Origin of the sequence: Methylomicrobium album BG8 (assembly GCF_000214275.2) — a bacterium.
In the GTDB taxonomy this organism is placed as follows: domain Bacteria; phylum Pseudomonadota; class Gammaproteobacteria; order Methylococcales; family Methylomonadaceae; genus Methylomicrobium; species Methylomicrobium agile.
In genome coordinates, this window is the sequence record NZ_CM001475.1 from 2,853,706 (window position 1) to 2,874,889 (window position 21,184).

19 protein-coding genes are annotated in these 21,184 nt (G+C 57.1%); 10 read left to right on the forward strand and 9 right to left on the reverse strand.

The window, feature by feature from the left end:
• Positions 1 to 78: 78 nt before the first annotated feature.
• The 5 genes from METAL_RS12180 to METAL_RS12200 all read right to left on the reverse strand — a co-directional run bounded on the left by METAL_RS12180 (position 79) and on the right by METAL_RS12200 (position 6,006).
• Positions 79 to 2,874: a valine--tRNA ligase gene (locus METAL_RS12180; RefSeq protein ID WP_005372752.1), complete on the reverse strand. Its 2,796-nt coding sequence runs from the start codon at positions 2,872 to 2,874 to the stop codon at positions 79 to 81.
• 90 nt (positions 2,875 to 2,964) lie between these two features.
• Complete coding sequence (locus METAL_RS12185) at positions 2,965 to 3,450, reverse strand: PIN domain-containing protein (RefSeq protein WP_005372753.1); 486 nt, start codon at positions 3,448 to 3,450, stop codon at positions 2,965 to 2,967.
• Positions 3,451 to 3,453: 3 nt separating this feature from the next.
• Positions 3,454 to 3,777: a hypothetical protein gene (locus METAL_RS12190; RefSeq protein WP_425357669.1), complete on the reverse strand. Its 324-nt coding sequence runs from the start codon at positions 3,775 to 3,777 to the stop codon at positions 3,454 to 3,456.
• 270 nt (positions 3,778 to 4,047) lie between these two features.
• Complete coding sequence (locus METAL_RS12195) at positions 4,048 to 4,500, reverse strand: DNA polymerase III subunit chi (RefSeq protein WP_005372757.1); 453 nt, start codon at positions 4,498 to 4,500, stop codon at positions 4,048 to 4,050.
• An 18-nt stretch (positions 4,501 to 4,518) separates the two neighbouring features.
• The gene (locus METAL_RS12200; RefSeq protein WP_005372759.1) at positions 4,519 to 6,006 is read right to left on the reverse strand and encodes a leucyl aminopeptidase; all 1,488 of its coding nucleotides are present in this window, start codon (positions 6,004 to 6,006) and stop codon (positions 4,519 to 4,521) included.
• A 105-nt stretch (positions 6,007 to 6,111) separates the two neighbouring features.
• On the opposite strand from METAL_RS12200, the gene lptF reads away from it, so the two are divergent.
• The 5 genes from lptF (at position 6,112) to METAL_RS12225 (ending at position 10,131) form a co-directional block, all read left to right on the forward strand.
• The gene (gene lptF, locus METAL_RS12205; RefSeq protein WP_005372760.1) at positions 6,112 to 7,269 is read left to right on the forward strand and encodes an LPS export ABC transporter permease LptF; all 1,158 of its coding nucleotides are present in this window, start codon (positions 6,112 to 6,114) and stop codon (positions 7,267 to 7,269) included.
• Positions 7,266 to 8,336: an LPS export ABC transporter permease LptG gene (lptG, locus tag METAL_RS12210; RefSeq protein ID WP_005372762.1), complete on the forward strand. Its 1,071-nt coding sequence runs from the start codon at positions 7,266 to 7,268 to the stop codon at positions 8,334 to 8,336. The genes lptF and lptG overlap by 4 nt, the downstream gene beginning before the upstream one ends.
• A 735-nt stretch (positions 8,337 to 9,071) precedes the next feature.
• Complete coding sequence (locus METAL_RS12215) at positions 9,072 to 9,611, forward strand: hypothetical protein (RefSeq protein WP_157203506.1); 540 nt, start codon at positions 9,072 to 9,074, stop codon at positions 9,609 to 9,611.
• A 44-nt stretch (positions 9,612 to 9,655) separates the two neighbouring features.
• Positions 9,656 to 9,922 (forward strand): DUF4177 domain-containing protein, encoded by a 267-nt coding sequence (locus tag METAL_RS12220; protein WP_005372766.1) that lies wholly within the window; start codon positions 9,656 to 9,658, stop codon positions 9,920 to 9,922.
• Positions 9,919 to 10,131: a hypothetical protein gene (locus METAL_RS12225; protein WP_005372768.1), complete on the forward strand. Its 213-nt coding sequence runs from the start codon at positions 9,919 to 9,921 to the stop codon at positions 10,129 to 10,131. Before METAL_RS12220 ends, METAL_RS12225 begins: the two co-directional genes overlap by 4 nt.
• Positions 10,132 to 10,374: 243 nt before the next feature.
• Here the strand turns inward: METAL_RS12225 and METAL_RS12230 are convergent, their stop codons facing one another.
• The 4 genes from METAL_RS12230 to hflD are packed head-to-tail and all read right to left on the reverse strand — an operon-like array spanning position 10,375 to position 14,039.
• On the reverse strand, positions 10,375 to 11,721 hold the full coding sequence (locus tag METAL_RS12230; RefSeq protein WP_005372770.1) for a GldG family protein: 1,347 nt from the start codon (positions 11,719 to 11,721) through the stop codon (positions 10,375 to 10,377).
• Positions 11,718 to 12,476 (reverse strand): ABC transporter permease subunit, encoded by a 759-nt coding sequence (locus METAL_RS12235; RefSeq protein ID WP_005372774.1) that lies wholly within the window; start codon positions 12,474 to 12,476, stop codon positions 11,718 to 11,720. Before METAL_RS12235 ends, METAL_RS12230 begins: the two co-directional genes overlap by 4 nt.
• On the reverse strand, positions 12,473 to 13,408 hold the full coding sequence (locus METAL_RS12240; protein WP_005372776.1) for an ABC transporter ATP-binding protein: 936 nt from the start codon (positions 13,406 to 13,408) through the stop codon (positions 12,473 to 12,475). Before METAL_RS12240 ends, METAL_RS12235 begins: the two co-directional genes overlap by 4 nt.
• 7 nt (positions 13,409 to 13,415) lie before the next feature.
• On the reverse strand, positions 13,416 to 14,039 hold the full coding sequence (gene hflD, locus METAL_RS12245; RefSeq protein ID WP_005372778.1) for a high frequency lysogenization protein HflD: 624 nt from the start codon (positions 14,037 to 14,039) through the stop codon (positions 13,416 to 13,418).
• A gap of 135 nt (positions 14,040 to 14,174) precedes the next feature.
• On the opposite strand from hflD, the gene METAL_RS12250 reads away from it, so the two are divergent.
• The 5 genes from METAL_RS12250 (at position 14,175) to METAL_RS12270 (ending at position 21,174) form a co-directional block, all read left to right on the forward strand.
• Positions 14,175 to 14,384, forward strand: coding sequence for a heavy-metal-associated domain-containing protein (locus tag METAL_RS12250; RefSeq protein WP_005372780.1), 210 nt, complete (start codon positions 14,175 to 14,177; stop codon positions 14,382 to 14,384).
• 33 nt (positions 14,385 to 14,417) lie between these two features.
• A complete protein-coding gene (locus METAL_RS12255; protein WP_005372781.1) occupies positions 14,418 to 16,649 on the forward strand; it encodes a heavy metal translocating P-type ATPase in 2,232 nt (743 codons plus the stop codon).
• A gap of 111 nt (positions 16,650 to 16,760) precedes the next feature.
• Positions 16,761 to 17,192: a type 2 periplasmic-binding domain-containing protein gene (locus METAL_RS12260; RefSeq protein WP_005372783.1), complete on the forward strand. Its 432-nt coding sequence runs from the start codon at positions 16,761 to 16,763 to the stop codon at positions 17,190 to 17,192.
• A complete protein-coding gene (locus tag METAL_RS12265; RefSeq protein WP_005372785.1) occupies positions 17,161 to 18,360 on the forward strand; it encodes a TonB-dependent receptor in 1,200 nt (399 codons plus the stop codon). Before METAL_RS12260 ends, METAL_RS12265 begins: the two co-directional genes overlap by 32 nt.
• 6 nt (positions 18,361 to 18,366) lie before the next feature.
• Entirely contained in the window at positions 18,367 to 21,174 is a 2,808-nt protein-coding gene (locus METAL_RS12270) for an EAL domain-containing protein (protein ID WP_005372787.1), read from the forward strand.
• Positions 21,175 to 21,184: the final 10 nt, after the last annotated feature.

Below are 21,184 nucleotides of genomic sequence, written 5' to 3' on the forward strand. Positions count from 1 at the left end.
CTAAATATAGATGATCGGCCGGCAACTACAAGACGGATCCACAAAAGAAAGCGGATTTATCTCATGCTTCGCCTGCCGTTACAGACTCTGGATTTTTCGGCGCTGCTGTTCGAGATTATCCAGCGACGAACGCAATTCGGCCAGCTTTTGCTCTTCTTTCTTCAGCACTTCGGGCGGCGCCTTGTTCACGAAGTCGGAATTGTTCAATTTGCCTTCGACGCGCGGCAGTTCCTTCCGAATCTTTTGGATTTCCTTGTCCAGGCGGGCCAATTCGGCATCCTTGTCGATCAAGCCCGCCATCGGGATCAGGATTTTCAATGCGCCGACCAGGGCAATCGCCGATTCCGGCGCGGCCTCTTCGTCGGCCAGCCAGGTAGCCGACTCCAGACGGCCCAGCCGGTACAAATACATCCGGCTGCTCTCGAAATAAACACGATCCTTCTCGCTGCCGTTCTGCAGTAATATCGACAGTGGCTTGCCCGGCGCGATATTCATCTCGCCGCGTATCCGGCGCACGCCCAGAATGAAGTTCATCACCCACTCGGTTTCGGCGACCGCCTCCGGATCGTCCAGCGCAGGATCGGCCGCCGGATACGGTTGCAGCATGATCGTTTCGCCCTGAATGCCCGCTAGGGGAGCCACCCGCTGCCAGATTTCCTCGGTGATGAACGGAATGATCGGATGCGCGAGCCGCAGCGCGGTTTCGAGCACAGTCACCAGGGTATTGCGGGTGCCGCGCTGCAAAGCGTCGCCGTCGGCCTGCAGCGAAATTTTCGCAAGTTCCAGATACCAGTCGCAAAACTCGTTCCAGATGAATTCGTAGATCGACTGGGCGGCCAGATCGAAACGGTAATGGTCGATGGCCTGGCGGGTCGAGCCGATCACCTGATTCAACCGCGCCAGGATCCAGCGGTCGACCTGGGTTAAAGTCATAGGCTCACCCGACAGTCCATTATCATGGCCTTCGGTATTCATCAATACATAACGCGCCGCATTCCAGAGCTTGTTGCAGAAGTTCCGGTAGCCTTCGGTGCGCGCCAGATCGAAGCGAATGTCGCGCCCAGTCGAAGCTAATGAGGCAAAGGTGAAGCGCAACGCATCGGTCCCGAACGAGGGTATGCCGTCTGGGAACTGTTTGCGGGTCGCCTGTTCGATTTTTTTCGCCAGATGCGGCTGCATCATCCCCGAAATCCGTTTCGCGACCAGACTTTCGAGGTCGATCCCGTCGATGATGTCGATCGGATCGAGCACGTTGCCTTTCGACTTGGACATTTTCTGGCCTTCCGCATCGCGCACCAGGCCGTGAATGTACACCTCTTTAAACGGCACGTCGCCCTGGAATTTCAGCCCCATCATAATCATCCGGGCCACCCAGAAAAAGATGATGTCGAAGCCGGTCACCAGCACGCTGGTCGGATAATGGCGAGCCAGCTCCGGCGTCCGGTCCGGCCAGCCGAGCGTCGAAAACGGCCACAACGCGGACGAAAACCAGGTGTCGAGCACGTCTTCGTCCTGGCGCAGCGGATAATCCGCCGGCAGGTGGTGACGCTCGCGGACCGCCTGTTCCGAACGGCCGACATAAGTATTGCCGGCCTCGTCGTACCAGGCCGGAATCCGGTGCCCCCACCAGATCTGCCGGGAAATGCACCAATCCTGGATGTTGCGCATCCATTCGAAATAAGTGTTTTTCCAATTGTCCGGCACGAACTTGATGTCGCCGTTCTCGACCGCCTCGATCGCGGGCTTGGCCAGCGGCGCCACCTTCACATACCATTGATCGGTCAGGAACGGTTCGATTACCGCGCCGGTGCGGTCGCCGCGCGGCACCATCAGTTTGTGGTCGGCGATTTTTTCGAGCAGGCCCGCCGCTTCGAGATCGGCGACGATCCGTTTGCGCGCCTCGAAGCGGTCGAGCCCGCGGTATTGTTCCGGAATCAGTTCGTCGTCCGCCACGCTCGCGTCGCGGGTAAAGATGTTGATCAAGCCGCCGTGCGGCAGATCCTGAATCACCGCATTGGCACGGTGCCGGGTCCAGACCTCGTAATCGTTGAAATCATGCGCCGGGGTGATCTTCACGCAGCCGGTGCCGAATTCCGGATCGACGTAATCGTCCGCAATCACCGGAATTTTGCGCCCGGTCAACGGCAGTTCCAGAAACTCGCCGAGCAGGTGCCTGTAGCGCTCGTCGCCGGAATGAATCGCGACCGCCGCGTCGCCGAGCAGGGTTTCGGGCCGCGTGGTCGCGACGATCAGATGCCCCTGCCCGTTCGACAGCGGATAGCGGATGTGCCACATCGAGCCGTTTTCTTCCTCGGACAGCACTTCGAGATCGGAAACCGCGGTATGCAGCACCGGATCCCAGTTGACCAGCCGCTTGCCGCGGTAGATCAGGCCTTCTTCATAGAGGCGGACGAAGACTTCCTGCACCGCGTCGGACATGCCCTTATCCATCGTAAAGCGTTCGCGGCTCCAGTCCACCGACGACCCCATTCGCCTGAGTTGCTTGGTGATCATCCCGCCGGACTCTTCCTTCCATTGCCAGACCCGTTCGACGAATTTCTCGCGCCCGTAATCGTGGCGGGTTTTGCCTTCGGCGTTGCACAGGCGCTCGACGACCATCTGCGTCGCGATCCCGGCATGGTCGGTGCCGACCTGCCACAACGTGCTGTGTCCCTGCATCCGGTGATAGCGGATCAAGGCGTCCATGACCGTATCCTGGAACGCATGCCCCATGTGCAGGCTGCCGGTCACGTTGGGCGGCGGAATCATGATGCAGTAGGAGTCGCCTTCGGCTTTGGCGGCAAAATAGCCGTTTTCTTCCCAGGTGTTGTACCAGCGTTGTTCGATGGCGTGCGGGGCGTATGTTTTATCCATGAAATTATGTGCTTGTTCTAGTTCTTTATTAATTGCTATTGGTTGTAACTTTTGATTTAAGGACGAGGCAATGAAGAAATGATCGCCGTTTCAAGACTCTTCAGTTCTGTCGCCCAGAATTTTTATCTGAATTTGATTGAGTATATTTGAGGACACATAGAAGCCATGTTGCTGTATCAACAGATTTATTTTTTGCCAAACCTGGTCTGCGGATAACAAACTGCGTTTTTCAAATAGAAGCAGAAGGCCCAGCGTACCGATAACATTAAGCGCTAAACGTTGCGCTTTTCGTCTTGCCAGCAAATCATCCAGAACCACAAAATCGGCGGATAATTCTTTAGCTAGAACCATTGCTTCCAACTCCCCTTGATGTAATTGCCCAAGCGCGCCTTGAACATACGCAGCGCCAATGTCGGACAAAGGGCGTACTTTTATAAAATATGGCAAAGTGTAATCGCACAGTTCGTCAATCACCGCTTTTGGCGCAAAGATATCATCAACGCAATCTTGCAATAAGCCAAGACTCTCAATTTTACCGAGAAAAATGATAGGACTGGTATTGAGTACGATTTTCACGACTCAGAGGTTTTCTATTGTGCGCAAATCTTCCAAAACGCATTCATCCGCAATGATATACCCTTGTTCAAAGTGTTCGGATAAACGGGTTTTAAACGCCTCAAAGTCCAACCCCGCCATATGCGCGGCACTCGCAAAGCTGATTTTCCGAGCGTGATACAAGCTGGCGGCCAGGAAAAATTCCAGCGCATGACTTCCCAAGGGCTGTAGTATCTCGTCAAATTCGGGTTGAAGTTGTACTTGCATAAAATTCTCTGCGTAAAATATTTTGGCAACAGGGTCTTTGCCGGAGAACAGTAGCATGGATGTTTCTGGACGGATAAGCATGAATTTCAATTTTTTGCTGTTGCCGCCTTTATTCTTGTTTTCGCTATCGGCTCAATGGAAGGGTACAGTTGATAGAAGCCGCTTGATCTAAAACAATCGACCAGGACATCAAATAACTGGGTATCAGATAATGTGGTTTTAAACCGGTCCAACAGAGTTGGATTTTCTTCATTGGTAAAAAAATCAACTCTGTCGAGTTTTCAATCCTACCTAGTTTGAGTATGACAGCAGCAATAATCCTGAGCTTTAATTCACGGGTTCACCGTGATTTTATTCCAAGAGCTTACCTTTTTGATCTAGTTTATGCTTTTTAATAGCTATGCCCAACTGCTGATAACGGCGATAACGAAGCCTTCCTGCTGTCAGCGTTGCTTCATCGTCATGTAAGACTTCCAGAATACGCTCGGCTTGTTCGATATTGGAAGGGCATTGGCAGGACAAGTTTACGATCACCTTTCGCCAGGATTCCGGCGGCTCCGAGGCGCCGATCAAAATGACGTGCTCTAAGGGCGGAAGGGATTCCGTATAGAGTTGATGGGGAATGAAACTGCCGCGCCGGAAAGTCCAGAGCAAATCGTCGAGCTTTCGGGCCTGCTCGTCGGTATCGGCCAGCACATAGCAAAAGCTGCCGCTCCGGTAAGCCTTTTCGACGAGTTTGCAGACGAACAGCAGCCGCTGCTGTTCGTCTTCGGAAGCCAGGACATAGAACGCAACCTCGGGCATCGATCCTGAAACGGCGGCTTAAGCCTTTTGGCTGCGGTTGATCAGGTACTGGCACAACAGCGGCACCGGGCGGCCGGTCGCGCCTTTGTTGGAGCCGGTGCGCCAGGCGGTGCCGGCGATATCCAGATGCGCCCAGCGGAAGTTTTCGGCAAAGCGAGCCAGGAAGCAGGCGGCGGTAATCGTGCCCGCGTCCTTGCCGCCGACGTTGGCCATGTCCGCAAAAGGCGATTTCAGCTGCTCCTGGTACTCTTCCCAGAGCGGCAAGCGCCAGACGCTGTCGACCGCGGTTTCGCTCGCCGCGACGAGATCGTTGCACAGGGCGTCGTCATTGCCGAGCAAGCCGCTCGGTACGCGGCCCAGCGCAACCAGGCAGGCGCCGGTCAGGGTCGCCATGTCGATCACCACGTCGGGATTGTAGCGCTCGGCATAGGTCAGCGTATCGCAAAGGATCAGGCGCCCTTCCGCGTCGGTATTGAGGATTTCGATCGTCTTGCCGGACATACTGGTCACGATGTCGCCCGGCTTGTTCGCATCGCCGTCGGGCAGATTTTCGGAAGACGGCACCAGGCCGATCACGTTCAGCGGCAAATTCATTTCGGCGACGGCCTGCAGTACGCCCAGCACGGTCGCGCCGCCGCACATGTCGTATTTCATTTCGTCCATACCCTGCGCCGGCTTCAGCGAAATGCCGCCCGCATCGAAGGTCAGGCCTTTGCCGATCAGTACGATCGGCTTGTCGTTGCGCTCGCCGCCCTGATAGTCGAGTGCGATCAGTTTCGCCGGCTGGCGGCTGCCGCGCGAAACGGACAGCAAGGACCCCATGCCGAGCGCCGCCATTTCGGCTTCTTCGAGAATGTTCACGGTCAATTTATCGAAGCGCCCCAGCTCCAAAGCCTGTTCGGCCAGATAGGAAGGAGTGCAGATGTTGCCGGGCAAATCGCCGAGCGTCTTGGTCAACGCCATCGCCGCCGCGATCGCCTTGCCCTGCGCGAGCCCCTTCTCTACAACTGCCCGCTCGCTTTCCGGCGCGCCGATCGCAACGCTTTGCAGTTTGGAATCGGGCTCCTTTTCCGCTTTCAACTGAGTAAACTGGTAAACCGCATCATTGAAGACTTCCACGATCTGGCGAGTTTTCCAGGCCGAATCGGCGTCTTTGACCTCCGCCTCGCCGAGGCAGCAGACGGCCGACCTCACGATCGTCTTTTTGAGGCTATTGATGGAAGCAGCCAAAGCCTTACGGTACGTTTTGGCGTTCAGAGCATCCTTTTTCCCGAGCCCGACCAGCAGCGCGCGCTCGATGCCGCCCTCGGGCAGCGCATTGACCAGCACCGTTTCGCCGTTCTTGCCGCTCAAATCGCCGCGTTCGACGATTTTCTTGACAAGCCCCCGGGTCAGCCCGTCGAGTGCCGCCGCGGCAGGCGTCAGCGGGCCTTCCTGGTAAATGCCGACGATGATGCAATCAGATTGCAGTTTTTCTATGGGCGCACTTTCTATAAAATAATCCATTGCTTTTTACTTTCTGTCTAATCGCTCTCGGTAGATTCATCCGCACCGGAAATTAGGCCGGGCGAATGAACAATTTGCGGCGATTATACACCACTTGTTACGAATATGATTGAGGAGACGCGCTTGGAGGCAAACTGGCCGCAAGGCACTTATGCGGCAAAAAGGCCGCTGTTCGGCGTCCTGGATAGGATGATCGCGTCGGACCTTTTCAAAACGATGCTGTCGGTCTGGTCGGTCATCGTGGTGATCATCGTCAGCCGCAAATTCATCAAAGTGCTCGACCAGGCCATCGCGGGAGAGATATCGAACGATGTGCTGCTGACGATTCTCGGCCTCAGGACGATCATCGCCGGAGTCACGTTTTTACCGGCCGCCACTTTCATGGCAGTGCTGATGGTGCTGGGGCGCATGTACCGCGACCAGGAAATGTCGGCGCTCCAATCCGCAGGGGCCGGGGCGGGCGCGATTTACCGGTCGGTTTTTCAGTTCGTGGTCCCGCTGAGCCTCGCGGCGGCCGGTCTGTCGCTTTATGTCGCGCCGTGGGCGGAAGCCACGACGGAACAGCTGATCAGCAAGGACAGGCAATCTGCGGACATTCGAGGCATCGCTCCCGGCAAATTCAGTGAATACAGCGGCGGCGATCTGGTATTTTACGTCGAAGATATCGGCAAGGATAAAACCATGCACAAGGTTTTTGTGCAGCATCGGCAAAAAAGAGGCGCCCTCGCCATTGTCAATGCCGAAACCGGCCGCCTGCAAGATCTGCCGGACGGCCGTTATATCGTGCTGCGGCAGGGGGAGCGGATTCAGGGTCGACCCGGCGAACTGGATTATGTGATCGAAGAATTTGACGAGTATGCGGTCCGGATCGACAGCAAGGAAGCTTTCGTGCGCGAACTGCGGGAAGCGGTGCCCAGCGAACGCTTGTGGAACTCGGACAACCCGCCTGAAATCGCCGAGCTGCAGCGGCGTCTGGGGATTCCGTTCGGCGCCCTGCTCCTGAGCTTCATTGCGGTGCCGCTGGCACAGTTGTCTCCCCGCGGCGGCGTTTACGGCAATGTCCTGACCGGTTTCCTGATTTTTTTCATTTACGGTAATCTCGAACGCGTCAGCCAGGGGTGGGTCGCAAAAGCGGTCATGCCCCCCTGGCTCGGCCCGGTCAGCGTATATGGTTTGCTGCTCACGATCGGCCTGGTCTATCTCGCCCGCTTCTTCGGCTGGAAATGGTTAATGCTTAAAATCAAGGCATCGGGAACCCAATGAATGTATTAACCCGCTATCTGGTCAAGGAAATCCTGAAAGGCTCGCTGATTTCGATCCTGTTCCTGTTGACCCTGTTCAACCTGTTCACTTTTACCGACGAGATGAAGGATCTGGGCAAAGGCAGCTACGGGCTCAAAGAAATCGCCCTGTACCTGGCTTTGACTTCGCCGCGCGTATTCTATGAACTGGTGCCCGCCTCGGCCCTGCTCGGCAGCCTGTTCATCCTCGGCGCGATGGCCAATAACCGGGAGCTGACCGCCATGCAGGCGGCCGGCCTGTCGGTCCCCGGCATCATTCGCGGGGTGATGGCCGCCGGCGCAGTGCTGGTAATCGTTTCGATCGGCGTCGGCGAATACGTCGCGCCGGTTGCCGAACGCCAGGCACAGCTGATCAAATCGGTCGCCAAGCACGATACGGTTCAAACCCATACATTGTACGGAATCTGGCTGCGCGAAAAAAACAAGTTCATCAATGTAAGAAAAATCGAGGACAACGGCGACCTGGCCAACATCAGCATTTACGAACTGGATAACAATCGGCGCTTGCAAAGCGCCCTGCATGCCGACCGCGCCCGTTTTTTAGGGAAGGAGCAATGGCAGCTGCAGCAAATCAGGCAGTCGGACATTTCCAAAGAAAAGATGCGGGCCGCGGCTTTCCCGGAACAGCGAATGAATTCTTCGATCGCGCCGGAGATTCTGGACATTACCGTGGTCAGCCCGGACAACCTATCGGTTCTCGAACTGGCCAGATATGTCGATTTTCTGAAGCGAAACCATCAAAAATCCCAAGTCTTCGAACTGGCCTTGTGGAGCCGTCTGGTCAATCCCTTCGTGACTTTCGTGATGCTAATGATTTCGGCGCCTTTCGTAATCGGCGTCAGGCGCGGGATCAGCGTCGGCGCGCGGATGATCATCGGCGTGGTGATCGGATTGGGATTCAATATTATCGATAAAATCATCGGGCATTTAGGACTCATATACGAACTGAACGCACCGCTGACCGCCCTGCTTCCGAGCCTGCTCACCTTCCTGGCGGCTTATTGGGCATTACGCCGCAGTTACGCCTGAGGGTTGGCCGGTGTATCCAACCGGGAATAATCGATATATTCCGCCTTGATCCTTCGAGGCGGAGCCGTACCCTCATCCCGTCAAGGAAATACGAGCGCTTCACACGCTTTGATTCTCCAAATTCAGCCAAGGATGTGGCTAAAAACAACCTCGGCATGCCGCCGGATGATCCCGCCGCGATGCGCGTCATCGGACACCGCGTAGGGCGACAACGGGGTAAAGGCGTGCTTTACAGTTGTAGGGTACGCTGTGCGTACCATGGGATGAAAAGGTCATAGGCGCCAACCTGAAATATAAAATATTGAAAATAAAAGGCATTTCACCTTAAAGTTTTACTTTGATTTTCCGTTCAAAAAACCATAACATATTAAAAATTAATGATTTTTATTGGAATTTGCTAATTTTTAAGTTAGTGCCTATGGGTGAAAAGGTACGCGCAGCGTACCCTACGGCGGCTCTTTGGAGTGTGATCCAAACCGGCAAAGTGAGTATAGGCATGCCTGTCCCATCAATAAATAATGGTAATATGCCACATCTGGACCATAAAGCCTTCCGCCAATGGCTGCCGAAGTCATGCAGGCACCTTGACTGAAAGGACCACTGAAATAACTACCGCCAATGATCGTCTCGAAACCCTACACATTGCATTTGAAAATATGCCCTACGCTGGTGCTTTTATCGACGCTTGCTTTGATCGATGGATTGTTTTTTTATGAAGCCCGGATAAATGCAAACATGGAAATCGTTAAAGAAGATCATTCCCTCGAAAATGATCAGGTTATTCTGCTTTTCATTTCGGGATTGGTTTACCTGCGGACATTCTTTTACGTTCGAAAAGGCCATAAATTATTCCCGTGTGCGGGCGCTTTGCTTTGCCTCTCGTTCATTCTGCGCGAGCTCGATATTGAAAAATTTGATTTGCCGCAAGCGGTCATTCTGCTCGGGCATGGCCTGGGCCGCAATATCCTGCTGGCCGGTTTATGGCTGCTGACAACCGCATTGTTTCTACGCAACTATAAACATTACCTGGAGATTGCCGCGTACCTTTTGAAGACCCGATCCGCCCGTTTTATGATCATCGGAGGACTTTTACTGATTGTTGGCGATCTATTTGAAGATGGCGTTTTCGGTGTAGTTGCTTATCAGTTGTACGAAGAGCTTTCGGAACTGGACGGTTATTTTTTTATCCTGCTGGCTTCACTCAACCTGTTCTTCGACCTGGAACGCCGCGGCCGATCCGATAAAGAACTCAAAACCAACCGGCCTAGCCGTTAATCCCCTCTCCCCCCATCTTCCTCTTTCGTGTTGAAACGTATCTCATGCCCAACCTGCTCTATAATGAACCGATATTTGAACACCCGACCGGAATCGGCATGAAAGAATATAAAGTCGTGATTTATCAGGAAGGCCTGCTCGGCTCCCTGCTGCTCGGCGCATCCAAAGTCGACCCGCTCCGCTTCAGCGAATTTTTGAACGGCAATGCCAGGCAGGGCTGGAGAGTGGTCACGATGGAAAAGGATATTCGCCGCATGCTGCTCTTCTGGCGGCGGGAGGCCTATCTGGTCATCATGGAGCGAGACCTATGAGAACCGGCGCGATTGTCTGCCTGACCATTTTCGTCCTCTGGGTCGCCATTGCGCTGCTGCAATTATGGTTCGATCTGTTGAGCGGGGAGGTCTTCATGAAGCTGACCATTACCGCCGCCGCGCTGTTTGCGGTCGTCCTGGGAGTGGCCCTGGTGGTGCGCGAGTACGTCGACGAGAAAAAAATGAAGGATGACGGCTATATCGACTGATTCGCCCCCGAAACGCCCGGCCGGCAGCCGCTCGTAGTCGGCTACGGAGTCGCGGACATTGCCTCCCGGCCTCGACTACGGCTCGCGCCGGCCTTTGCGTCAAAACACCCGATTCCCTGTTTCAATCCGTCGCCGCAAGCAGGCGTCCTGCGCACGCCAGGCGATCTCCAGCAACGGAATCGCCCCCTCTTCCAGATTGAGGCTGCAAACGGCTTCCGGAAACTCGCAACAGTCCGTCGACGCTTAACGCCGCCTGCGCCGGCGCCAGACCACGAAACCGGTGCCGAGCAAGCCAAGCGGCAGCACGATCAAAAAGCCGAAGCCGATCACCGCAATGCCGGTCAAGGTCAGCTTCAGAGTCCGGTCGGGGGCGGTTTTGGCGGGAATATCGATGAAACGGTCGTCATGGACCAGCCAATTGATCATCCGCAGCCCCATGTCCAGATTGCCGGCGTTATCGATATAGGTGTTCGCGAGAAAATCGCCGTCGCCGACCACGATGACGCGCTGTTCGCTGCCGTTTTCCAGATTCCGCGTCAAGGCATAGGCCAACGTAATCGGCCCTTGCTTTTCGGCGCTGTCCGGATGGAAACGTATCGTTCCGGCCAACGGTCCGGTTTCGGTCCAGGACTCGGGGCCGCTGTTCAGCAAAGGGGCGCTCTCGAAGTCGATATCGGCAGCGATGTCGAAACCGGCCGCCGCGGGATACACGGTCAGCGTCCGGAAATTGCGGGTGACCGGATGGCGGTTGTATTCGCCGACGATCACGAAGCTCGGATCGTTGATTCCGGCCAGTTTGGCCGCCTTGTCGACTATCCGGCCCGGCAAGGGATGCAGGCCGAGCAGAGGCCAGATGAAATCGAGCGTCTTGTCGCCCGGATCGGTCAGGAGCAACAGATTACCGCCGCGTTGCACGTACTGCTTGACGATCTCGGCTTCGCCGGGCAGCAGCGCAACCGAGGGCGAAGCGATCACCAGCAGCGACGAATTGTCCGGTATCGCCGGCAGCTTCGCCAGATTGACCGTTTGCGCATTGATCCTGCGCCGCCGCAGTTCCTTATTGAAACGGTTCAAATCGAAATTCGCCTCGCCGTCGGGCGAACGTTCGCCGTGTCCGGCCAGGAAAGACACCCAGCGGTCTTCCGCATGCGTCAATTGCAGCAAGGCATTGGTCAGCGCCGCTTCGTCGATGAAATTCAGTTTTTCGCTGCGGCCCTGATATTCGACCACGACCAGCCCTTCCTCGCCGATATTCAGCGCACGGGCCTTTTGCGGATCGTTGTTCGGGTCGACGAAGTCCAGCTTCAGATCGGGCTTCAGATGGGTATAGCGGTCGACCAAATGCGCGATCTGCAGGCGTATCGGCAAACCGGTCTTGATGTAGGCGGTCACGCTGACCTTGCCGGACATTGCCTGCAACAGCTTCCGGGTGGCCGGCGACAACGTATTCGAACGAGCCTCCGTCCAGTCGGCCTGATACGAATGGCGCGCACTCAGCCAGGCCGCGCCCCCGACCGCGCACAGAAACAGCAACGTCAAAAGCCGGTTTTTCAGGCGGATTTGTCGATGCACATGGCGCGTCAATTTCATTTTTGCAGACGGTCGTAATCGAGGCGGCGAATGCTCAGTACGAGAAAAACGGCGGTAAACAGCAGGAAATAGGCGGCATCGGCGGTGCTGACCAGGCCGCTTTGCAGATTCTGGAAATGGCGCAGTATCGACAGATACTCAAAGATATAAGCCCGCTGTTCGCCCATGCCGGCGGTCCAGTCCAAAATCCACAGCAAAAGCAGCAGGCCGAAGGCGGTCATCGCGGCGATTGTCGGATGACTCACGATGCAGGAAGTGTAGAGGCCGGTCGCCGCGAACGCCGCGGCCAAAAGGGCCAGCGCGAACAGGTTTGCGGCGAGCTTGCCCAGGTCCAGGTCGCCGCCGGCCAGCAGGGACAAGGGCATCAGCGCGGTCAGCACGACCATCGCCCATAACAGGCCGACCACGCCGAAATATTTCCCGAGCACGATCTCGGCATTGGAAACCGGCGCGGACAACAGCAGCGCGATTGTCTTGTTCCGGCGCTCTTCGGTAATCAGGCGCATCGTCAACAGCGGCGTGACCAGCAAGAAGATGATCCCCGCATTGCCGAACAGCGGCGTCACCACGATATCGGTCAACCCGGGGGCATTGTCGAGTCCCGCCAGTTTCGGCTGCAGCATGTTGAACGCTTCGACCTGGGTCAGAAACAGAAAGGCCAGGATCGCCTGCAGAATCGCCAGCAGCGTCCAGGCCAAGGGCGACAGGAACAGCGATTTGAATTCGCGGGCGGCGATCGTGAATGCCATTTTCATTCCGTATCTCCCTCCGCTTCCCAGGTCAACTGAATGAATACGTCTTCGAGCGATTTTTTGACCGGCACCAGTTCCTCCAGCCCCCAGCCGGACGCCACGATCAGTTCGGCAATCTGCTTGGCCGGATTGTCGTCGACGCCGTGGTGCACGAGCAGACGGTTGCCGGCCAGAGACTCGACCGACAAGACGCCGGGCAAGGCCGACAACGCCTTCAGATCCGGCGGGATACGGGTAATCACCTCCAGCCTACAGTTGTGCATGTGCCGCTGCAAACCGGCGATCGTCTCGTGCAGGACCAGGCGGCCTTGATGGATAATCTGGACATGGGTGCAGGACTCTTCGACTTCGGTCAGGATGTGAGTCGACAAAATGATCCCGTGTTCCCGGCCAAGCTCGCGGATCAGCGCCCGGATATCGCGGATCTGCAAGGGATCGAGGCCGACCGTCGGTTCGTCCAGAACGATCACTTTCGGATTGTGCAGGATCGCCTGGGCGATGCCGGTGCGTTGCAGGAAGCCTTTCGAAAGATTACCGATCAGCCGCTCCTGCATCTCGTCCAGCCCGCAACGTTCCCGCGCCCGTTTGACTGTGTCGGGAATCGATTTTTTATCAACCCCGTGCAGTTCGGCGCAATAGGCCAAAAATTCGTTGACCGTCAAATCCCGGTATAAAGGCGGCGTATCGGGCAGATAGCCCAGATGACGCTTGGCTTCTTTCGGGCGGTCGAGCAGGTCGACGCCGTCGATCAGGATCTGCCCGGCGCTGGGCGCGAGGTTGCCGCAGAGCATCTGCATCGTGGTGGTCTTGCCGGCGCCATTCGGTCCCAAAAGGCCCAGCACTTCGCCCCGATGCAGCGTAAAACTGATATCGTCGACCGCGCACTGGCTTCCATAATACCGGGACAGATGATTGACCTCGACAAGAACGGTCATTATCGGGTCAAACCTGCCGCAGCAGATTTTCCAGCTCTTTCTGGATTTTTTTGCGGTAAAAAATGAATTTCCAGCGGGCGCCGCCGCATTGTTTCCACAGAATCACCGAGCGGATGCCGGCCAGCAGCAGCGCTCTGATCTTGTTGACGGTATCGGGCCGCGACAGGTAGGTTTGCTCGCCGTTGACCATGATGCGGGGCTGCAGCGTACTGACCGTACTGTGATAGACTTCGCCGAGATTGGCCAGCACGTTTTCGTGCAGAAGGCCGAAATGTTCGCTCTGCGCCTGGGCCTTCTCGACGCCGACCCGGATCGCATCGAGCAAATCCTTCCGCGACGAGAGCTGGTTCTCCAGAAACACCAGGGTTGCCGCATAGCGGGCCTGTTCCGGATTGTCGACCCGGTAGCCGGTCATTTGCGACTTCAATTGTCCGAGGCCGAGCTTCAGGCCGTTCAGCCCGCCGTAAACATCCAGCACACTTTCCGAATCGATTTTCAGCACGCTGCCGATGCTGGCGTTCAGCGCCTCCTGATCGCAGGTACCCCGCGTCGCCAATTGCTGCACCAGCGCCGCCGCCTGCGCGACCCCTGCCAATGCGATGGTTTGATTGGTTAGTGTTTTTAATTCCATGATTCGCGCAAAGGTGATTCACCAGGCAAAGCAAGCAGCGCCAGCTCCTCCTTACTTTGCATTTATATCATGATTATCCGGTTTCAGTCGAGTATGATATAACTTCGGGAAATTACGCATACGAGGAGAATGAATATGGCTGAATTCGTTGAATTGACAGTGACCGGAATGAAATGCGGAGGCTGCGAAGCCAACGTCAAAAGCAAACTGGGCGCGATCGACGGCGTGCTGTCGGTGACCGCGTCGAGCAAGGAAAAAAAGGTCGGCGTCGACTATGATGCCGCAAAAACCGACCTGGCAGCGATCGAGGCGGCGATCGCCGAGGCCGGTTTTTCGGTCGAATGATCCGAATCCGATGGTAATCGCCGGAGAGACCTCATGAGCAAAGAAGAAACATCGAACGAACTGCGCTTGTCGATTTTAGGGATGAGCTGCGCCGGCTGCGTCAGCGTCGTCGAAAGCGCGCTGAACGGCGTGCCCGGCGTTACCGAAGTCAGCGTCAACTTTGCGGACCATTCCGCGACCGTCAAAGGCGAGACCGATCCGGAACGGTTGATCCGGGCCGTCAAGGATGCGGGCTACGAAGCGGCGGTAATGGAAGGTTTCGAAAATCCGGCGGAACAGGAAGAACAGGAGCTGGCGCGTTACCGGATACTGCTGAAAAAAGCGGCGGTCGCCGGTGGCGCCGGCGCCTTGCTGATGCTGCTGGAAATGGCGAACTGGCTGCCGGACATGGGCTCCGCCACCGGACGCTGGTTCTGGCCGGAAGTCGCGATATTGACCCTGGCGGTACTGGTCTATTCGGGCGCGCACATTTACCGGGGCGCGCTGAAGGCCCTGCTGTCCGGGCAGGCGAACATGGATACCCTGATCGCGGTCGGCACCGGCGCCGCCTGGCTCTATTCCTGCATCGTGATCGAGTATTACGGCAGCCTGCCGTCCCTGGCCAAGCACGCTTATTTCGAAGCCGCAGTCGTGATCCTGGCGTTCATCAACCTGGGTTCGGGCCTCGAAACCCGGGCGCGCGGCAAGACTTCATCCGCGATCCGCCAATTGATCGGCCTGCAGCCGCGTACGGCCCGGGTCGTTCGGAACGGCGCGGAACTCGACGTGCCGATCGAGGAAGTCGGCCTCGGCGAAACGCTCAGGGTCCGCCCCGGCGAAAAAATCGCGGTCGACGGCGTACTGATCGAAGGCCACTCGTCCGTCGACGAATCGATGCTGACCGGCGAACCGATGCCGGCCGAAAAAATCGAAGGCTCCACGGTCGCCGCCGGTACGATCAATCAAAGCGGCAGTTTCCTGTTCAAGGCGACCCGCATCGGCCGCGATACCGCGCTCGCCCAGATCATTCACAGCGTGCGCCAGGCGCAGAACAGCAAACCGGAAATCGCGCGGCTGGCCGACCGGGTTTCCGCCGTCTTCGTGCCGGCCGTGATCGGCCTCGCGGTCTTCACCTTTCTGGTCTGGTACGGCTTTGGCCCCGAACCGTCCCTGGGTTATGCGTTCGTCACTTCGATGACCGTGCTGGTAATCGCCTGCCCTTGCGCGCTGGGCCTTGCCACCCCGATTTCGGTGATGGTTTCGGTCGGGAAGGCCGCGCAAACCGGCATACTGATCCGCCAAGGCGACGCCTTGCAAACAGCCGGCAAACTGACCTGCCTGGTGCTGGACAAGACCGGCACCGTCACTCAGGGCAAGCCGAAGGTCGTGTCGATCGAAGGCGCCGGCGGTTTTTCCGAAACCGAAGTGCTGCAACTCGCGTCCAGCCTCGAAGCCGGCTCCGAGCATCCGCTGGCGGCGGCCGTGTTGACGGCGGCGCGGGAACACGCGGTCCAACCGAAAAAAATGGCCCAATTCAAGGCGATCACCGGCCACGGCGTCGAAGCGACGCAGGACGGCCGCCGCGTCGTATTCGGCAACCGGGCGCTCCTGGAGAAGGAAGGCATCGATCTCGCAAGCCATCAGGACAACCTCGCCAGACTCAGCGCCGAAGGCAAAACGCCGATGCTGCTCGCGGTCGACCGGCAGTTCGCCGGGATCGTTGCCGTCGCCGATCCGATCAAGCCCGATTCGGCCGCCGCGGTACAGCGGCTGCGCAACCTGGGCATCCGCGTACTGATGGTGACCGGCGACAATCCGATCACGGCCCGGGCGATCGCCCGGGAAGCCGGCATTGCCGAAGTCAGGGCGCAAGTGCTGCCGCAGGATAAGGCGGCCGTGGTCAGGGAACTGCAGGCCCAAGGCGAAACGGTCGGCATGGTCGGCGACGGCATCAACGATGCGCCGGCGCTCGCGCAGGCCGATGTCGGCCTCGCCATCGGGACCGGCACCGACGTCGCCATCGAAAGCGCGGACGTGGTGATCCTGCAAGGTTCGCTGATGAAAGTGCCGGAAGTGATCCGACTGTCGCAGCTTACCGTGGCCAATATCAAACAAAACCTGTTCGGCGCCTTTTTCTACAACACGATCAGCATTCCGGTCGCCGCCGGCCTTTTGTATCCTTTCGCCGGCATCCTGCTGAATCCGATGATCGCGGGCGCGGCGATGGCGATGTCTTCGCTGACCGTGGTCAGCAATGCCAATCGCCTGCGCTGGCAAAAACTTTGACCCCGCATTTCTTCCCCCGAGACGGGCCCGTGCGCGCAGAGCCAGGACCGTCTTCGATTCATCATCCGACGATTCCGGTGACTAGACGCTCCTGCGCAAGGACCGGCTAAATTGCCCCATCGGAAAGCGATCACTTCGGCAATCGTCGGCGGCTGCCTGGGCTTGTGCCCGGTTTTCGCCGGGGCGGCGGAAATCATCGTCAACGTCTCGGTCCCGTCCGCGCATTACTCACGCGCCGATACCCGGGCAATCTTCGCGATGCATCTGAGGATCTGGCCTAACGGCGAACCGATCAAGGTCTTTACGCTAACCGACGACAACCCGGTCCATAAAGACTTCGTCAAGAACAGCCTGAACATGTTTCCGCACCAGTTCCGGCGCGTCTGGGACCGAATGATCTACTCCGGTACCGGCATCGCTCCGATCCAGCTCGACTCGGAACGGGAGATGATCGAAAAAGTCACGAACACGCCGAATGCAATCGGCTATGTCAGCAAGAAACCCGACGGCAATGCGCAAATTCGTCTGTTCGATTATCAATAGCGGACTGTGCCTGGGCATCCTGTGGAGCCTGCCGTTGGCGGGCCGGGCCGGCGACTTGCCCGACGAAATCCAGATGCACGGTTTTCTCGCGCAAAGCCTGTTCCACACCTCGGACAACAACCTGTTCGGGCAAAGCGACGACGGCGTCAGCCTCGGCATCACCGAAATCGGCCTCAATTCGTCCTATAAACCGTCCAACCGCTTGAGCTTTGCGATTCAGGGCCTCTACCGCCGGGCCGGAAACATCGACCGCGGCAGCGTCCGGGTCGACTACGGACTTGCCGATCTGGCCCTGTGGGAGCACGAGTCGGGACGGACCGGGCTGCGCGGCGGACGCGTCAAAGTGCCGCTGGGGTTATACAACGAAACCCGCGACGTCGCCTTCACGCATCCGACGATCCTGTTACCGCAGGGCAATTATTTCGAACGCTCGCGTTCGCTGCTGACTTCCGGCGACGGCGGCCAATTTTATGCCGAACAGCATACCGGGTACGGCGATTTCAACTTTAAGTTCAACTATGTCGTTCCGCTGGGCAACAACCAGGAAATCCGGTCGATCCAGCTGGGGCCTTTCGCGCGCGGCGAATTTGCGGCCCAACCCACCGTCGTCACCCAACTGAGCTACGAACTGAACGGCGGCGAATACGTCTTCGCGGTCAGCTATGCGGACCTGCAACTGGATTACCATCCGCTGGCGGGTGACCGATTCGGGCCGGGCACTTCGTTCGTACGCCCCTTGATGCTGTCCGCGCAGTACAACGGCGAAAAATTGACGCTGACCGGAGAGTACAATTACCGCCGGAACGTGGTCAAAGGCTACGGCATTCTCCCCGATAGCCGTTTTGCGACCGAAAGCTGGTATGTCGAAAGCAGTTACCGGTTTCTACCGAACTGGCAAATCACTGTACGCTACGATACGATTTACGCCAACACCGACAACCGCAACGGCATCGGCTTCGAACGGATCGGACTGCCCAGCCATGCCGCCTATGCCCAGGACTGGACGCTCGGTCTGCGTTGGGACATCAACCGGAGCTGGATGGTGCGCGGCGAATATCACCGCGTGCATGGCACGATGTGGCTGCCGCAGGCCGATAACCCGGACCGGTTGCATACTACCCAGGAAGACTGGGACCTATTCGGTGTACAAATCTCTTTCCGTTTCTGACCCGTCATGCCGAGATCGCCGTTCTTTTTCAGCCTGAGATGGAAGCTCGCCATTTTATTCGGCAGCGTGTTTCTACTGATGCACAGCATTTTTTCCTATTTCGCCTATCGCCATGCGATCGAAAGCTTCTACCTCGACCGTCTCAAGGAGCATCGGAATCATCTCCATATCGCCCGGGCCCTGACCGAAGATTCGTTTCTGGTACTCGAACAGCTCGCGGAAATGCTGTCCATATTCGTGGAACAACGTTCCCATTCCGCCACAAACCGGGGACAAACCTCATTCACGATGCTGGACGAAAAATGGTCGCGATGGCAGCTCAGCTGGGGCATCGAAAACATCGTTTTTTTCGACAGAAACGGCGCCACGATCAAATCCTGGGGAAGCCCGATGCCGACCGACGACGCCACCATCCACAAAGTGATCCATTCCGAAATACCCGGACACCGCACCATTTGCGACACTATCTGTTTTCAGCAGGCCGTGGTGCCTGTTATCGGCCGGTCCCAAACCGTCGGCGCCTACGGCGTGACCCGGTCGTTCGCGGACATCATGATTAAATACAAACAGGCCACTGGCGCGGATATCGGCATTCTTTCCGCCGACACCACCTTATCCGGCGCGCCCGAGCATCCCTGGCCGTATCAACTGGCAGGGTTGACCCTGTCCGACAATAAAGGGCTGTATCAATACATCACCGCGCATGTCGCGTTGTCCGAACTGAACAATCAAACCAAAACGATCCATCTCGCCGGCGCCACATACGAAATCGGAATTGCGCCGATCCAGGAGGATAAAAAGCATTCGCCGCTGTTTTTGTTCATCAACGATACCACCGAAATCGAAGAAAACCTGCAAAAAGACCTGCAGAAAGTCTGGCTCTACGGCGTGATCAGCCTGCTGGGATCCCTGACGCTGCTGCCGGTTCTGCTGCATTACACCTTTTCGCGCGTTGCACGCCTTTCGGGAGCGCTGCCGCTGCTGGCGGCACACCAGTACGACAAGTTCCGCGAACGGGTCGGATTCAAGAAAATCGCTTCGACCGATTATGACGAGGTCGATCAACTGCACCAGACCGCCTTGACGCTGGCCCAGCAACTGCAATCCCTGGAACAGGAAGTGCACAGCAATACCTTGACGTTGATCAAGAAAAGCCGGGAACTGGCGATCGAGCGCGACTTCATCCGGCAATTGATCGACACCGCGCCGATTATCATCCTGACGCAAAAACTGAACGGGATTATCCTGACGATCAATCAGGCCGGGGTACAGGAACTGGGCCCGGAAGAACATTCGATCAAGGGCAAGATTTTCGATCTTTTAATCCCCGAAACCGAGTGGGAGCACCACAAAAAACTGAGCATGCTCAGATCGGGAGAAATTACCGGGCAGTTCCAGGTCGACGGGCAACTGATTTCCGAAACCGGCAAGACCCGCGACATCTCCTGGCTGCACTCGCTGTTCAACCCGCCGAACAATCCGGACGAAGCGGTAATTCTAACCCTCGGCGTCGATAACAGCGAAAGGTCGCAGTATCAGCAGAAAATGCTGACCCAGCCGAGCCAGGATCCGGTCACCGGCCTCGCCAGCTATCAGCAATTCCGCGACGAACTGACGATCGCGCTGGCAACCGCGCGGCGTTACGATTATTTGATCGCGGTGTTCCTGTTCGATATCGATCCCTACGAAGAGATCCACGATCTTCACGGCCCGCGGGCGGGCGAAATGATGCTGACCTGGGTGGCGCGCCGACTGAAAGACAGCCTTCGCTCGATCGACAGGCTCAGCCGGATCAACAGAAACGTTTTTGCGCTGTTGATTTCGCACGTCAAAACGGATCGCCTCGGCGACTTCGCGAAAAAACTGATCCAGGACATCGGCGCTGCGCCGTTTATCCATGCCGGAAAAAACTACCGACTCGACGCCCATATCGGCATCGCGGTGTATCCCGAGCATGGACTGACGCCGAACGATCTCTACGCGAATGCGGATGCGGCGCGGCTGCACGCCAGGCAGATCGGCCCGGGCAGCTTCCACTGCTGCCGACTGAGCCGGGACGGCCAGTTGAAAATTGAGCAATTGCTGAACTTCCGGCAGATGCTCGAACAGGCGATCATGAAAGACCGGTTCGTGCTGGAATACCAGCCGGTGCGGGACAGCCGTTCGTCCGAACTTCATCATTACGAATGCCTGCTGCGCCTGCCGCAGGACGGCGGCGGGCAGCTGCTTCCGGAAGTTTTCCTGAATCACGCGGAAGAACTCGGACTGGCCGGAAAAATCGACTGCATCGCGTTCAAGCAGGCGCTGCGCGCCCTGAACGAAACCGGCCGGCAAGGAAAGGCGGTTCGCCTGTCGATCAATCTGTCCGGCAAGGTTTTCGAAGATTCCGGCTTTTACGACGACATGGCTTATTTGTTCGACCTCTACGATATCGGCCCGGAAAAAATCATTTTCGAAATTCCCGAAGCGGCCGTCGAATCGCACTATACGCAGGCAAAAACGCTCATTCAACAATTCAAGAGGCTGGGCTGCGGCGTTGCGCTGGATAATTTCGGCGTCAGCTTTTCCTCGTTCTATTACCTGAAAAACCTGCCGATCGATTACGTAAAAATCAGCGCCCCGCTAATCCGCCAGATCGATCAGACTCTCGACGATCGGATGTTCGTCAAATCCTTGTCGGACGTCGCCCATACGTTCGGCAAACTCACGATCGCCAAATCGGTCGAAAGCGGCGGCGCACTGAAAACGCTCCAGGAGCTCGGCATCGATCTGGTTCAGGGCACCCTGATCGGCAACCCCGAATCGTCGATTTAGGATTTGGCTC

Coding starts and splice junctions, on each gene's coding strand:
- METAL_RS12180 (WP_005372752.1), bottom strand. CDS start 2,874: ATGGATAAAACATACGCCCCGCACGCCATCGAACAACGCTGGTACAAC.
- METAL_RS12190 (WP_425357669.1), bottom strand. CDS start 3,777: ATGCTTATCCGTCCAGAAACATCCATGCTACTGTTCTCCGGCAAAGAC.
- METAL_RS12195 (WP_005372757.1), bottom strand. CDS start 4,500: ATGCCCGAGGTTGCGTTCTATGTCCTGGCTTCCGAAGACGAACAGCAG.
- METAL_RS12200 (WP_005372759.1), bottom strand. CDS start 6,006: ATGGATTATTTTATAGAAAGTGCGCCCATAGAAAAACTGCAATCTGAT.
- lptF (WP_005372760.1), top strand. CDS start 6,112: ATGATTGAGGAGACGCGCTTGGAGGCAAACTGGCCGCAAGGCACTTAT.
- lptG (WP_005372762.1), top strand. CDS start 7,266: ATGAATGTATTAACCCGCTATCTGGTCAAGGAAATCCTGAAAGGCTCG.
- METAL_RS12215 (WP_157203506.1), top strand. CDS start 9,072: ATGGAAATCGTTAAAGAAGATCATTCCCTCGAAAATGATCAGGTTATT.
- METAL_RS12220 (WP_005372766.1), top strand. CDS start 9,656: ATGCCCAACCTGCTCTATAATGAACCGATATTTGAACACCCGACCGGA.
- METAL_RS12225 (WP_005372768.1), top strand. CDS start 9,919: ATGAGAACCGGCGCGATTGTCTGCCTGACCATTTTCGTCCTCTGGGTC.
- METAL_RS12230 (WP_005372770.1), bottom strand. CDS start 11,721: ATGAAATTGACGCGCCATGTGCATCGACAAATCCGCCTGAAAAACCGG.
- METAL_RS12235 (WP_005372774.1), bottom strand. CDS start 12,476: ATGAAAATGGCATTCACGATCGCCGCCCGCGAATTCAAATCGCTGTTC.
- METAL_RS12240 (WP_005372776.1), bottom strand. CDS start 13,408: ATGACCGTTCTTGTCGAGGTCAATCATCTGTCCCGGTATTATGGAAGC.
- hflD (WP_005372778.1), bottom strand. CDS start 14,039: ATGGAATTAAAAACACTAACCAATCAAACCATCGCATTGGCAGGGGTC.
- METAL_RS12250 (WP_005372780.1), top strand. CDS start 14,175: ATGGCTGAATTCGTTGAATTGACAGTGACCGGAATGAAATGCGGAGGC.
- METAL_RS12255 (WP_005372781.1), top strand. CDS start 14,418: ATGAGCAAAGAAGAAACATCGAACGAACTGCGCTTGTCGATTTTAGGG.
- METAL_RS12265 (WP_005372785.1), top strand. CDS start 17,161: ATGCGCAAATTCGTCTGTTCGATTATCAATAGCGGACTGTGCCTGGGC.
- METAL_RS12270 (WP_005372787.1), top strand. CDS start 18,367: ATGCCGAGATCGCCGTTCTTTTTCAGCCTGAGATGGAAGCTCGCCATT.